Here is an 11,757-nt window from a genome sequence, read left to right as displayed (position 1 = left end):
CATCAGCGTGGTCGCGCCGTTCGCGAGCGGTCCGTAGAGAATGTAGGAATGGCCCGTCACCCAGCCCACATCGGCGGTGCACCAGTAGATGTCGCCGTCGTGGTAGTCGAACACGTATTGATGCGTCATCGCCGCATAGAGAAGGTATCCGCCGGTGGTGTGCAGCACGCCCTTCGGCGTTCCGGTGGAGCCGGAGGTGTAGAGAATGAACAGCGGGTCCTCCGCGTTCATCTCCTCATAGGGGCAATCGTCGGAGACCATCGCCGCCGCCTCGTCGTAATAGACGTCGCGGCCCGGCAGCATGTCGACGGCGGAGCCCGTGCGGCGCACGACGAGGACGTGATCGACGACACCCGGTCCGACGCGCTCGAGCGCCGCGTCCACATTGACCTTCAGGGGAACCTTGCGGCCGCCGCGCAGGCCTTCATCGGCGGTGACGATGAAGGCGGACTTGGCATCCTGAATGCGGCTTGCGAGCGAATCCGGCGAGAAGCCGCCGAACACCACSGAATGGATCGCGCCGAGCCGCGCGCAGGCSAGCATGGCATAGGCCGCCTCCGGGATCATCGGCATGTAGATCGTCACCCGGTCGCCCTTCTCGACGCCGCGGGTGCGCATGATGTTGGCCATGCGGCAGACCTCCGCGTGAAGCTCGCGGTAGGTGATTGTCTTCGACTCGGCCGGGTCGTCGCCCTCCCAGATGATCGCGACCTGGTCGCCGCGGGTGTGGAGATGCCGGTCGATGCAGTTATAGGCCACGTTGGTGGTGCCGTCCTCGAACCAGCGGATCGCCACGTTGTCGGGGCCGAAATTGGTATTCTTGATCCGGGTCGGGGCCTTGAACCAGTGGATGCGCTTGGCCTCCTCAGCCCAGAAGGCCTCTGGGTCCTTGATCGAAGCCTCGTACTTGGCCCGGTAGCCCGCGTCGTCCAGATAGGCGCGGTGGCTCCACTCGGACGGCACGTCGTAGACAGATAGCGTCGCAACAGGAGCTGCAATGTTCATGCGCTTGCCTTTCCCAGTCGCCCCTCTCCCTTGTCCCTGTGTTGTTCTTGGCTTCGGGACTTGCGCGCCATCATACTGGGCCGACAATTGGACGAATTGAGGCAGATCAAACGGGTCGGCCTCAAAGACTTGTAAGAAAGTATAATGACCGGAGGACCGCGATGGGAGTCGGCGGATGAGGATCGAAAGGGCATGACCGCGCGCCGATCATCCCGGCGGCGAAGCGGCGTGGCGGTCCACTATATCGGTCTCACCCGCCGGATCGTCTCGGCCGAGCGGACCGGAGCCGCCGACACGCAGCTCGGCCTGGTTCTCACCTTCGTGGCGGGCGCCACCAATGCGGGCGGGTTCCTGGCCATAGGCCATTACACATCGCACATGTCCGGGATCTTCTCCGCCATGGCCGATCACCTCGCGCTGGGGGCGGTCGGGCTGGTGCTGGTCGGCCTCGGCGCCCTCCTGGCTTTCACGGCGGGCGCCGCCTGCTCGGCCATCCTGATCAACTGGGGCAAGCGCTCAGGCCGCGGGAGTAGATATGCCTTGCCGCTGCTCCTCGAGGCTGCGCTTCTGCTGGGCTTCGGCCTGCTGGGTGGACTGGTTCGCGATGGACCTGGACTTGTCATCATTGGGATACCCCTGCTTTGTTTCATCATGGGTCTCCAGAATGCCACCGTGACCAAGATTTCCGGCGCCCGCATCCGGACGACCCATGTGACGGGCATGGTCACCGACCTCGGCATCGAGCTTGGAAAGCTCATCTACTGGAACCGGGACCGCTCTGATGGCGCGGCTCCCGTCGTCATGGCCGATCGGGCCAAGCTCCGCCTGCTGGCGGGGCTGTTGGGATCGTTTTTCACCGGCGGCGTGATCGGAGCTCTTGGATTCCACTACCTGGGCTACGTGGCTTGCATCCCGCTTGCCTTCCTGCTGCTGCTGCTTGTCGGCCCCTCGCTGCTCCCGCATTAGTCCCCGACAAGCGTCAGGTAGGCTCGTCATCATCCTGCCGACCCGTTCCTCTCGGCCGCGCGTACAAGGGGCGCCTGTTCGATCACGCAACCGGCAAGGACGACAGGCTCGTGGACAAGGACCAACGTTCAATTCGCCGCGAGGATCTCGTCGGCCGGCCCATACTAAGGATCGGCGGATGGTGGTCGTCTCGCTGACAGGAACGAAGCTGGAACGGATGGCAAAGCTCGTCCGTGACGCTCCTCGCCGTGAACGGCGAGGCTTCTCGGGTGTGCCGCTTGCTTACGCATGCTGCCTCCCTCGATCTTTGGTTCCTGCTTCGCGGGCGCGGCTAGTCCGGAGGCCTCCACAGGCTGGCACCGAGCGTCCGTCGGTGCAGTCAGGTGATGCCGCCCAGTGCTGGCGGCCCAGCGCGAGGATGTTCCTCGCGGCATTCACGTCAGCGTCGGCGGCAAAGCCGCACAGCGGACAAACGAACTCGTCATGGAGGATCTTCCGTGGGGACGTGCCTCGTCTCCTCGGAATTCTTCGGGTCTCCCCGCACTCGGAGCAGCGCTGTATAGCACGGGGCAGTACGACACTTATCGGCGGCGATTGAGCTGCACGGTTGCTTGCATGGTCGTCAGCGACGATGACACAAGGAATTCGTGCCATTTGCCGTCAGGCGCCAGGAGTCGCTTCACCTGATAATCGGCGGTTTGGATGTCGTCTGCCTTGCGGGACGCCATGTTCCGGGTCCGCGACGGGGGAACCTCTTGTGGTGCTGGCAGGCGGATGCGCTGGTCGTCTCCCAACAGGCACAGCATCACGCCGTCATACGGGCCTCCCACGCAGCGGTAGGCTCGCTCTCGCCTCACCATCCGATCTCCTCCACGTGCGCGTTCTGTGCCTCCACTTCACCCTGTCGCCCTGCACGTCGATGTTGAGCTTGCTGGCGTCAAGGCCATGGCCCTCCATTGTCTGCTTGAGGATACCCGGCATCGCGGCCCATGCGCCGCCGGACAGCTTGCCCGCATCCTCGGCGGACTTGAACAGGCCATGGCACTCTCGCTGGATCGCGGATCAGGAACGCGGCAGGTCCGTCGCGTCGGGCAGGCGTCCGTCCGGAGTGAACTTGTCCACGGCCTCGGGCAACGTCGTCGAGAGCCGCGACAGGAGTTCCTCTCGCGACAGCCCGGTCTGCTGGGTCAAGGTTGCCAGCACCTCGGGACCGATCGCCTGCTCGAGGTGATCGGGAGCGATCTGCTTGTTCAGTCCCGTGCCGACCCAGGACTCCGCGACGTCGCCTTGGCCTTGCTGCTTGAAGCTTTCCATCAACTCACCCAGTCCGCCGCCGAGCAAGCCTCCAAGCCCGCCGCTACCGAGGCCTCCGAGAAGCCCGCCGAGGCCCGCCTGTGGATCGCCCTGGCCTTGACTGCTGGGGCTACCGCCGCCCAGGCTGCCGAGGAGTCCGCCCAGGCCACCCTGCTGGTCACCCTCGCCTGGAGTGCCAGGGGTGCTCGAGCCTGCTCCCCGCAGCATCTCGGCGATCTTGTCCCGGTTCTGGAACCCTGCCACTGCCAAGAGGCCCAGAAGGGCCGTCATCGATGGAAATCTGCGACTCATTTCAGTGCTCCTCGGTTTGGGTTGGCCTGGCGGGAGTAACGTCAGGCCTTCGACAGGGTTCAGGTCTCTCCCGCTGTCCGACCTGAAGGATTCACGGCAACGGGGTTTCTCACGACGCTGCCCGGGTCGGTGGTTCAGGGGCCTCTCGTCGGCTTGCTGAAGGCCCCTGTTGCCCCCTGCCCCGTCGCCAGGAGATCCCTGATCTCCGACAGCAGCTTCACGTCCGCCGGGATTTCCGGAGCCTGGGGAACATCGGTCTTGGCATCCTCCTGCCGCTTCAGCTTGTTCATCGCCCGGATCACGAGGAAGAGCACCCAGGCGACGATGAGGAAGTTCAGGGCGACCGTGATGAACTGTCCGTAGCCGACCACGGCCCCCTGCTTCTTGGCATCGGCGTAGGAGGCCCCGTCCTGCACGGCCGAGGATAGCGGTAGGTAATAGTTCGAGAAGTCCAGCCCGCCCGTGACGCCACCGATGATCGGCATGATGATGTCTTGCACCAGCGACGTGACGATCGCCCCGAACGCCACGCCGATGATCACGCCGACCGCGAGATCGACCACGTTGCCCCGCAGGGCGAACTTCTTGAACTCTTCAAGCATGAGCCCGTCTCTCCAAGGTAGTCCCTGTTCCGGTTCGAGTTCGTGATCCGGCGCCACGAAACGGTTGTCGGTTGGGCTTGGTTTTCATTGCACCTTCAAGCCTCACTCCGGCGCGCTCGATCAGGTGCGGAACCCGGCCGCGTTCCTAGCTCCTGAGGTCGTCGGGCACCTTGCCGCCGCTCGCCGCGAGCTTGCTCATGACCTGCTTGTGCAGCCAGATGTTCATGGCCGCCGAATCGGAGGTGTCGCCGCTGTAGTTCAGCTCCCTCGCGAGCTCCTTGCGTGCGTCGAGGCTGCTGTCGAGATCGAGCAGCTTCATCAGGTCGACGATCGACTTGCGCCAGTCGAGCTTCTGCCCCTTCCTCGCGGCGAGGTCGGTCAGCACCGCCTCGACGTCGACCTGCGACATCGGGTTTGCGTTCGGAGCGGACGAGGTTGCGGTTGTCTGGGCGGCCGGTGGGGCCGTAGCCCCGGAAGCGGCGGGTGATGCGGCGGACCCCTGCGGGGGCGGCGCCGCAGTGGATGCGGCCGATGAGGATTCCTGTGCCGTTGCGGATCCGAAGATGGCGTCCTTGATCCTGCCGAAGATGCTCATCGTGTTCTCCCGTCGGACATGCGCTTGATCGGTGTCATTGCCATGGCTTCCTCTATTCGGCGGGAGCGGTCGGCGCGATGCCCGTGACCTGGGCCGAGGGTTCCTCGCTGAGCCAGCGGTAGAGGATGCCGCTGAGCACCCCGCCGAGCAGCGGCGCAACCCAGAACAGCCAGAGCTGCGCCAACGCCCATCCGCCGACGAATAGAGCCGGGCCGGTGCTGCGGGCCGGATTCACGGAGGTGTTGGTGATCGGGATGCCGACCAGGTGGATCAAGGTCAGCCCTAGGCCGATCGCCAAGGGTGCGAACCCGACCGGCGCCTTGCCATGGGTGGATCCCATGATGATGAACAGGAACATCATCGTCAGCACGATCTCGGCCAGCAGGCCCGACAACAGGGTGTACTTGCCCGGCGAGTGCTCGCCGTAGCCGTTTGCGGCAAACCCTTTCGAGAGGTCGAAGTCGGGTGCTCCGCTGGCGATGGCGTAGAGGACAGCGGCGGCAATCACCGCACCGACGACCTGCGCCACTACGTAGGGAACGACATCCTTCGCGGGAAAGCGCCCGCCGGCCGCGAGGCCGACCGTCACGGCCGGGTTGAGATGGCAGCCCGAGACGTGGCCGATGGCGTAGGCCATGGTGAGCACGCTCAGGCCGAAGGCCAGCGACACCCCGAGCAGGCCGATGCCGACCTGCGGGAAGCCTGCCGCGATGACCGCGCTGCCGCAGCCCGCAAAGGTGAGCCAGAAGGTGCCGATCGCCTCGGCGGAGCACCTACGAAGGTCCACGGCCTTCTCCCCGGAGAAGAGACAGTCAAGGTGCCTTGCGTGCGACTCCGACGCACGACGGGTCTCCCGAGGTTTGGGACGGGAGGCCCGTGGGCAGCCTCAGCAATAGCAACGACCTGACGCGGTTGTCCGTCAAGAAAGCAAAGGGATTAGAAGGTCATGCCTTATCATTGCCCATTGGCGAATATCGATTTGACGGGGGCGTGACCTGTTCTTGCTCCGACATGCGACGGCTTGTCTTTCGGTGCAAGGCAGCAAACGTCGCCTCCGATCTGATAATGCCATTGCGTTCATGGCTACTGTATTCATTCCAGGGGGTTGCCGCGATCTTCCCCGGAATCCGTGCGGGCTACCGCCTTGGGTCATGGTGGCGAGAATGGCCCGAGGCGGACGACAATGCCGGAAACGGGGACAACGGAACTCGGCGATCATCCATCAGCCTGGCTTATGTGGACCGGGACTGGAGAAAATGCGGACTCAAGGAATGCACATGCAGAACCGGCTCACCCCGGCGTAACCGTCATGCGCGGACGGGTGAATATCTTCCAGTACGCCAGGGCGAAGCCGACGAACGCGAGCGCCCATGCGCCTCCCGCCACGTGCAGCAGCGCGCCGCTCCAGGCAGGGTGGATCGCGGCGCAGACCCGGGCGAGCGCAGCCGCGACCAGCAGCAGGTAAATCCCCTGCATGGATGCCGTCGCGACGAGCGCCCTCCCCGTATGGCCGAGGCTTGCCCGCGACATCACCGCCAAGGTCATGATGCCCATGGCACCGCCGGTCCAGGCATGGATTCCGGCACCGGACGGCAACAGCCCAAGGGTCGACAGGCCGACCAGGACGAAACCGAGCGGCACGAACGCATAGGCCACATGCAGGATCAGGACGAGACGGTCGCGCCAGGTGCGCTCGCCCGCCCAACGGGCCAGCCGAACCGCCTGAAGCATGCCCGCGGCAATTAGGGAGGCGCCGGTCACGCGCCAGTCCGGAGCGATAACCCAGGCCAGGAGCGCGGTGCCTGCGGCGATCATGGAGACGACGTCGAAGCGCCCGAACGAGGCCGGAAGGCGGCCGGGGTTCTCCCGCGCGAGCCAGTTTCGGGTGAAGCTCGGGATGATGCGTCCGCCGACCAGCATGATCAGCATCATGGTGGCGGCGATCCCGAAGCGGATGCCGTAGTCGGCGGCACCGAGAGCATGGGCTTCGACGTGGAACACGATATTGCCGACGGTGAGGACACCGAGCGCGATCAGGACCTTGAGATTGCGCCAGTTCTTCCCTCTGATGATCTCCCGCCCCATGGCGGCCGCGACGAGAATCAGGAACGCATTGTCGATGACCGCCGCAGCCTCCCAACCGATCCAAGCCGAAGTGGTCACGGCAATGCGGCCCGCAGCCCAAGCCAAGACTAGGACAAGCAGTGGCCGGCCTTGGAGCGGCATGCGCCCGGTCCAGTTGGGGACTGCCGTCAAAAGGAACCCGGTGATCACGGCGGGGAGATAGCCGTAGAGCATCTCGTGGATATGCCAGTCGCGCGGCGCGAAGGCGGTCGACAGCTCCAGCTCGCCGTAGAACATCGGCAGCCAGGCCAGGATCGCGAGGCCGGCATAGAGAGAGCCGAAGAGGAAGAACGGCCGGAAGCCGTACGAGAGGAGCGCGGGGCCCTGGTAGTCCCGCAGGCGGGGAATGGGAGCCATCATCGGTCTCCTTGTTCAGGCTCTCGCAAGCGACGGCGGCACGGATCGAGGCCACGGTGCCGCGAGGACATCGGCACCGCCGCGGCAGAATCGTCGCGGCGGCGCAGGAACGGCAGTCAGGGCATTACTTGGCTGCGGTCTGGGTTGCCGCGAGCTTGTCGAACAGGGTGGCGAAGGCCTGCTTGGCCTTGCCGGGATGTGCGGCGGCCTTGGCCTGATCCACGTTGGTGGCATCGCCGACGACGACCATGCCGACCATGCCCATGCCGTAGTGCGGCTTGCACTTGTAGCCGTACACGCCGGCCTTGTCGAAGGTCACCGAGATCTCCTCGTTGGGCTTGCCGACGAACTTCTGCCCGCCGTCAGGCAGCATGCCGTCGATGACCTCGACGTTGTGGCCCTTGTCCGCGGCGACGAACTTCACGGTGTCGCCCGGGTTGATCTTTACCAGCGCCGGCTCGAACACCATGATGCCCTCGGCACCCTTGTTGAGCATCTTCACCTCGACCTCGGCGGCACTGGCCGCACCTGCGAAGCCGAGGGCTGCCACGATGGCGCCGAGTACGATGACCTTCTGCATGATTGTCTCCTGTTGCACTGCGAAACCGTGAGCCTCTGTCCGAAGCTCTTGGGATGGTGGTACGCCTCCGTGGGGTGCCCGTACTTGCGCTGGCGCAAGGAGTTGGCGAATTTGCCTGGAGCTCAACGAGAGACAGGGTACTTGATTGCGCCACGGCAAACAGGCGGGTCGAGGGCGTCCTGCCGAACCGTCGGCAGGCGGTCCGGTTCGTTCGAACGGAACATGGCGCTCATCCGTTGTCCCGATGCGGACTGTTTCAGTGGAAGGCAGTGAATGGCCAGCGTCGACCGATCCCTCGTGGCAGACCTCCCGATGTTCGCCGGCCTCGCGCCGGAGCAGGTCGACCGGATGCTCCAGGAGGCGCAGTCGGTGCGCTACCCGAAGGGAACGAACGTGTTCCAGCAGGACGGGGAGGCGCACTCCTTCTTCATCCTGCTGCACGGCCATCTCAGGGTGTTCAAGCTCACGCCCGACGGGCAGCAGGTGGTTGTCCGGTTCGTCTCGCCCGGCGAGGTGTTCGGCGTCGCCATGGCCATCGGCCGCACGACCTATCCGGCCACGGCAACGGCGGTGGTGGACAGCATCGCCCTAGTCTGGCCCTCCGCCGCATGGCCCCGCCTCGTGGCGAGCCATCCGGCACTGGCGGTCAACACGCTCCAGACCGTCGGCAGCCGGCTCCAGGACGCCCATACCCGCGTGGTCGAGATGTCGACCGAGCAGGTCGAGCGCCGCATCGCCCATGCCGTACTCCGGCTGGTGCGGCAGTCCGGACGCAAGGTCGAGGCCGGGGTGGAGATCGATTTCCCGATCACGCGCCAGGACATTGCCGAGATGACCGGCGCCACGATGCCCACCGTCAGCCGTGTCCTGAGCGCCTGGGAGAGCCAGGGCCTCGTCGAGGGCGGCCGTCAGCGGATCGTGATCCGCGAGCCGCACAAGCTGTTCCTGCTCGCCGAAGGCTTGCCTGACTGACGGAGCGGCGACCGCCGAACCGCCATGACGGGTTCCATCACGGCCGCGCCGGACCTGCGAGGCCCTCGAAGGCGGTCGTCGCCCTGAGATCGGCCAGGAAGGCCGCGCGATCGAGCTCGTGCTCGCGGCAGGCGTCGTCGACCGTGTGGAAGCAGGCGATGGGACACCCGACGCACCGCATCCCATGGTTCAGGAACACGCGGATGGTCGCGGGCCATCGCCGCATGACGTCGTCGACGAGGTGGGTGGTTTCGATGGTCATGTGAGCCTCCGGCGGCAACGATCGGACATCAGGTCTAAGCCGCCTCCCCGCATCGGTCCTTGTCCCGGCGCAACGATGCCTCCACGCGACCCTGGATTTCGCCGCGGTGTTTGCGCCAGGGCAAGGAGCGGCATGGTCCGATGGGCGAAGGTCAGGTCCAGCGAAGGAAGGAAAGCCATGACCGGACATTCGACCAAGACCCAGCCGCTCGATCCCGAAGTCCTCGACTGCCTTCTGGAGGTGATGGATCCCGAGGTCGGCCTCAGCGTGGTCGACCTCGGCCTCGTCTACCAGGCAACACGGAGCGATGACGGCATCGAGGTCGCGCTCACCCTGACGACCCGGGCCTGCCCGCTCGGCGGGATGATCGTGGAGGACGCGCGCGAGCGCCTGTCGCGTCGGTTCCAGGACGTGCCGAAGGTCGCCGTCGGCCTGGTGTGGAGCCCGCCCTGGACCCCGGACCGCATCACGGGCCGGAGTCTCGAGCTTCTGGGTCATCCCCCTCAGGAGACGGTCTGATGAACACCTCGGCCACCGCCGGGACAGCCGCTCCCTTGCTCGTCTCTTTACACAAGGGTTCCTGGATGGGGGTAAGAGCCGCGCTCCTCGCCTTGGGCATCCTTGCCCTGCTGGCGGGCCTGTGGGGCGCATTGGCACGGCTGGGCTGGCCGTTGCCGCACGGCTCGTCCCTCGCCGCCTTGCATGGACCGTTGATGATCTCGGGGCTGTTCGGAACGCTGATCGGCCTCGAGCGCGCCGTCGCGCTGGATCGCAGGTGGAGCTACGCCGCTCCCGCGTTCTCCGGTCTCGGGACGCTGGCCCTGCTGGCCGGGGCGCCCGAGGCCGTGGGCGCAGGGGCCTACGCGATCGCGGCGGCGGTGCTCGCGGGCGGATCCCTGCTGATCACGATCCAGCAGCCCGCCGTATTCACCGGGGCGCTCCTGTTCGGTGCGCTCGCTTGGCTCGGCGGGAACATCCTCTGGCTGACGGGCCAGCCCATGCCCGACCTCGTGGGCTGGTGGCTCGCCTTCCTGATCCTCACCATTGCGGGCGAGCGCCTGGAACTCAGCCGCCTCATGCCGCAGCGCCGCGGCAGCGAGGCTCTCTTCCTGTTCGCCATCGGCCTGCTCGTCGCCGGCGCCCGGAACGGCCTCATGACCGGGAACGGCGCGATTCTGTTCGGCATCGCCCTCCTCGTCACCACCTTGTGGCTGCTGCGGCACGACATTGCCCTCCGGAACGTCCGCAGGACCGGGCAGCCCCGCTTCATGGCGGCCTGCATGCTCGCGGGTTACGCGTGGCTTGGATTCGCGGGCGTTTCCCTGATCGGGTTCCCTCCCGGTGAAAGCAGCCTCGGATACGACGTCGCGCTGCATGCCGTGCTGATCGGGTTCGTGCTCTCGATGGTGTTCGGGCATGCGCTCATCATCCTGCCGGCGGTCGCGCGGGTTCGCCTGCGCCATTCAGGGTGGCTCTACGCACCGCTGCTCCTTCTGCATGCTTCGGTGGTCTTGCGGGCCGGCGCCGGGATCGCAGGCGGGGAGGCCGGACGGATGGCAAGTGGCATCCTCACGGTCATCGCCCTCCTGACGTTTGCCGGCACCCTGGTCGTCGCCCGCCGGCCCGAGGGGGAGCCTTCCGGCCATCGACGGGAAGCGATGCCGACCGTTGATCCCGCGGCATAGGAACCTAGTTGCAGGGCGATGGGCCATCGGCGGAACATGAGGACCTGGAGCAGGCGGGCAACAGCGCTGGTCGCTGCCCTGTCCCTTGTCCTGCACGTCGGCCTGATGGCCCTCGCGACGCAACCGCCGTCGCTTCCGTCGTTCGAACGGGCCGACCCTGCGCGGCACGTGCATCATTCCCGCGACGCGGACGGATCGCATCGGGACAGGCACGGGACGACAGCCGGCCATGCGAAGCCGTGCTGCATCCTGAGCTATGTCAACGGCATGCCGGCGGCGCCTGCGGCCGGTCTCCCGATCCCGCCGTACGCCATCCCATCCGCCCCGAACTTCGAGGTCCGGACCCCGTCCAGGGCGGCGCGATCCCTCACGTTCTATCCTGTCGGCGCCCGTGCGCCACCTGCGGCGATCTAAACGCCACACGCAAACAATACCAGACGACAGGATGAATCCATGATCACGATCCGTCTCCGCGGGGCGCTCACTGCCTTCGCATTCATCGCGCTTGCCTGCACGGCTCACGCACATACCACCCTCGAAACGCAGCAGGCGCCGATCGGCTCAACCTACAAGGCGGTGCTGCGCGTCGGCCATGGCTGCGAAGGGGCGCCAACCCTGAAGCTGCGCGTGCGCATCCCGGATGGCGTCGTCAGCGTCAAGCCCATGCCCAAGCCAGGCTGGGAGCTGGAGACCGTCAAGGCCCCCTACGGCAAGACCTACGATTACTACGATACCGCGATGTCAGAGGGCGTGCGGGAGATCGTCTGGACGGGCAAGCTACTCGACGAGCATTACGACGAGTTCGTCTTCCGCGCCTACCTGACGGACAGCCTCAAGCCGGACGCCATGCTGTATTTCCCTGTCGTCCAGGAGTGCGGTGGCGGCAAGGCGGACCGCTGGATCGAGATCCCGGCCGAGGGCAAGAGCGCCGACGACTACCAGTACCCGGCCCCAGGGCTGAAGCTCCTGTCGGCCAAGGCCACCCACTGACGAGGGAGCGGGGA

Annotated in this window: 15 protein-coding genes and 1 pseudogene; 6 read left to right on the top strand and 10 right to left on the bottom strand. The window is 66.0% G+C overall.

Features of this window, described 5'->3' with window-relative positions:
- Window positions 1-1,005, bottom strand: a 1,005-nt coding sequence (locus tag ACXJKO_RS14995; RefSeq protein ID WP_457091887.1) for an AMP-binding protein, incomplete at its 3' end; no start/stop codon positions are given.
- A gap of 243 nt (window positions 1,006-1,248) precedes the next feature.
- Here ACXJKO_RS14995 and ACXJKO_RS14990 point away from each other — a divergent pair.
- Window positions 1,249-1,944: pseudogene (locus tag ACXJKO_RS14990) on the top strand (YoaK family protein); the annotation flags it as partial.
- 309 nt (window positions 1,945-2,253) lie between these two features.
- Here the strand turns inward: ACXJKO_RS14990 and ACXJKO_RS14985 are convergent.
- From ACXJKO_RS14985 to ACXJKO_RS14950, 8 genes are all read right to left on the bottom strand, one after another.
- Complete coding sequence (locus tag ACXJKO_RS14985; protein WP_457091886.1) at window positions 2,254-2,625, bottom strand: zinc ribbon domain-containing protein; 372 nt, start codon at window positions 2,623-2,625, stop codon at window positions 2,254-2,256.
- Window positions 2,553-2,828: a hypothetical protein gene (locus ACXJKO_RS14980; RefSeq protein WP_457091889.1), complete on the bottom strand. Its 276-nt coding sequence runs from the start codon at window positions 2,826-2,828 to the stop codon at window positions 2,553-2,555. The genes ACXJKO_RS14985 and ACXJKO_RS14980 overlap by 73 nt, the downstream gene beginning before the upstream one ends.
- Window positions 2,829-3,033: 205 nt before the next feature.
- On the bottom strand, window positions 3,034-3,576 hold the full coding sequence (locus tag ACXJKO_RS14975) for a YidB family protein (protein WP_457091885.1): 543 nt from the start codon (window positions 3,574-3,576) through the stop codon (window positions 3,034-3,036).
- A 134-nt stretch (window positions 3,577-3,710) separates the two neighbouring features.
- Window positions 3,711-4,178: a large conductance mechanosensitive channel protein MscL gene (mscL, locus tag ACXJKO_RS14970; RefSeq protein ID WP_457091884.1), complete on the bottom strand. Its 468-nt coding sequence runs from the start codon at window positions 4,176-4,178 to the stop codon at window positions 3,711-3,713.
- Between the two features lie 145 nt (window positions 4,179-4,323).
- Window positions 4,324-4,773, bottom strand: coding sequence for a DUF3597 domain-containing protein (locus ACXJKO_RS14965; protein ID WP_457091883.1), 450 nt, complete (start codon window positions 4,771-4,773; stop codon window positions 4,324-4,326).
- 52 nt (window positions 4,774-4,825) lie between these two features.
- Entirely contained in the window at window positions 4,826-5,560 is a 735-nt protein-coding gene (gene aqpZ / locus ACXJKO_RS14960; RefSeq protein ID WP_457091882.1) for an aquaporin Z, read from the bottom strand.
- Window positions 5,561-6,063: 503 nt separating this feature from the next.
- The gene (locus ACXJKO_RS14955) at window positions 6,064-7,254 is read right to left on the bottom strand and encodes an NnrS family protein (RefSeq protein WP_457091881.1); all 1,191 of its coding nucleotides are present in this window, start codon (window positions 7,252-7,254) and stop codon (window positions 6,064-6,066) included.
- A 124-nt stretch (window positions 7,255-7,378) separates the two neighbouring features.
- Window positions 7,379-7,834 (bottom strand): pseudoazurin, encoded by a 456-nt coding sequence (locus tag ACXJKO_RS14950; protein ID WP_457091880.1) that lies wholly within the window; start codon window positions 7,832-7,834, stop codon window positions 7,379-7,381.
- 273 nt (window positions 7,835-8,107) lie between these two features.
- On the opposite strand from ACXJKO_RS14950, the gene ACXJKO_RS14945 reads away from it, so the two are divergent.
- Entirely contained in the window at window positions 8,108-8,806 is a 699-nt protein-coding gene (locus tag ACXJKO_RS14945; protein ID WP_457091879.1) for a Crp/Fnr family transcriptional regulator, read from the top strand.
- A 37-nt stretch (window positions 8,807-8,843) separates the two neighbouring features.
- Here ACXJKO_RS14945 and ACXJKO_RS14940 read toward each other — a convergent pair whose 3' ends face one another.
- The gene (locus tag ACXJKO_RS14940; RefSeq protein WP_457091878.1) at window positions 8,844-9,068 is read right to left on the bottom strand and encodes a DUF1858 domain-containing protein; all 225 of its coding nucleotides are present in this window, start codon (window positions 9,066-9,068) and stop codon (window positions 8,844-8,846) included.
- Window positions 9,069-9,245: 177 nt separating this feature from the next.
- Here ACXJKO_RS14940 and ACXJKO_RS14935 point away from each other — a divergent pair, with 177 nt between their 5' ends.
- From ACXJKO_RS14935 to ACXJKO_RS14920, 4 genes are all read left to right on the top strand, one after another.
- Complete coding sequence (locus ACXJKO_RS14935) at window positions 9,246-9,587, top strand: metal-sulfur cluster assembly factor (protein ID WP_457091877.1); 342 nt, start codon at window positions 9,246-9,248, stop codon at window positions 9,585-9,587.
- 65 nt (window positions 9,588-9,652) lie between these two features.
- Window positions 9,653-10,753, top strand: coding sequence for a hypothetical protein (locus ACXJKO_RS14930; protein WP_457091876.1), 1,101 nt, complete (start codon window positions 9,653-9,655; stop codon window positions 10,751-10,753).
- A 36-nt stretch (window positions 10,754-10,789) separates the two neighbouring features.
- Window positions 10,790-11,167: a hypothetical protein gene (locus ACXJKO_RS14925; protein WP_457091875.1), complete on the top strand. Its 378-nt coding sequence runs from the start codon at window positions 10,790-10,792 to the stop codon at window positions 11,165-11,167.
- Window positions 11,168-11,206: 39 nt separating this feature from the next.
- The gene (locus ACXJKO_RS14920) at window positions 11,207-11,743 is read left to right on the top strand and encodes a YcnI family copper-binding membrane protein (protein ID WP_457091874.1); all 537 of its coding nucleotides are present in this window, start codon (window positions 11,207-11,209) and stop codon (window positions 11,741-11,743) included.
- The last annotated feature ends 14 nt before the right edge of the window (window positions 11,744-11,757 follow it).

It is taken from the genome of Microvirga sp. P5_D2, assembly GCF_054049475.1.
The sequence above is the reverse complement of the archived record's forward strand: the minus strand, read 5'-3'. Positions and strand labels throughout refer to the sequence as shown.

Coding starts and splice junctions, on each gene's coding strand:
- ACXJKO_RS14965 (WP_457091883.1), bottom strand. CDS start 4,773: ATGAGCATCTTCGGCAGGATCAAGGACGCCATCTTCGGATCCGCAACG.
- ACXJKO_RS14985 (WP_457091886.1), bottom strand. CDS start 2,625: ATGGCACGAATTCCTTGTGTCATCGTCGCTGACGACCATGCAAGCAAC.
- ACXJKO_RS14945 (WP_457091879.1), top strand. CDS start 8,108: ATGGCCAGCGTCGACCGATCCCTCGTGGCAGACCTCCCGATGTTCGCC.
- ACXJKO_RS14975 (WP_457091885.1), bottom strand. CDS start 3,576: ATGAGTCGCAGATTTCCATCGATGACGGCCCTTCTGGGCCTCTTGGCA.
- ACXJKO_RS14955 (WP_457091881.1), bottom strand. CDS start 7,254: ATGGCTCCCATTCCCCGCCTGCGGGACTACCAGGGCCCCGCGCTCCTC.
- ACXJKO_RS14950 (WP_457091880.1), bottom strand. CDS start 7,834: ATGCAGAAGGTCATCGTACTCGGCGCCATCGTGGCAGCCCTCGGCTTC.
- ACXJKO_RS14925 (WP_457091875.1), top strand. CDS start 10,790: ATGAGGACCTGGAGCAGGCGGGCAACAGCGCTGGTCGCTGCCCTGTCC.
- ACXJKO_RS14920 (WP_457091874.1), top strand. CDS start 11,207: ATGATCACGATCCGTCTCCGCGGGGCGCTCACTGCCTTCGCATTCATC.
- ACXJKO_RS14930 (WP_457091876.1), top strand. CDS start 9,653: ATGGGGGTAAGAGCCGCGCTCCTCGCCTTGGGCATCCTTGCCCTGCTG.
- mscL (WP_457091884.1), bottom strand. CDS start 4,178: ATGCTTGAAGAGTTCAAGAAGTTCGCCCTGCGGGGCAACGTGGTCGAT.
- ACXJKO_RS14940 (WP_457091878.1), bottom strand. CDS start 9,068: ATGACCATCGAAACCACCCACCTCGTCGACGACGTCATGCGGCGATGG.
- ACXJKO_RS14935 (WP_457091877.1), top strand. CDS start 9,246: ATGACCGGACATTCGACCAAGACCCAGCCGCTCGATCCCGAAGTCCTC.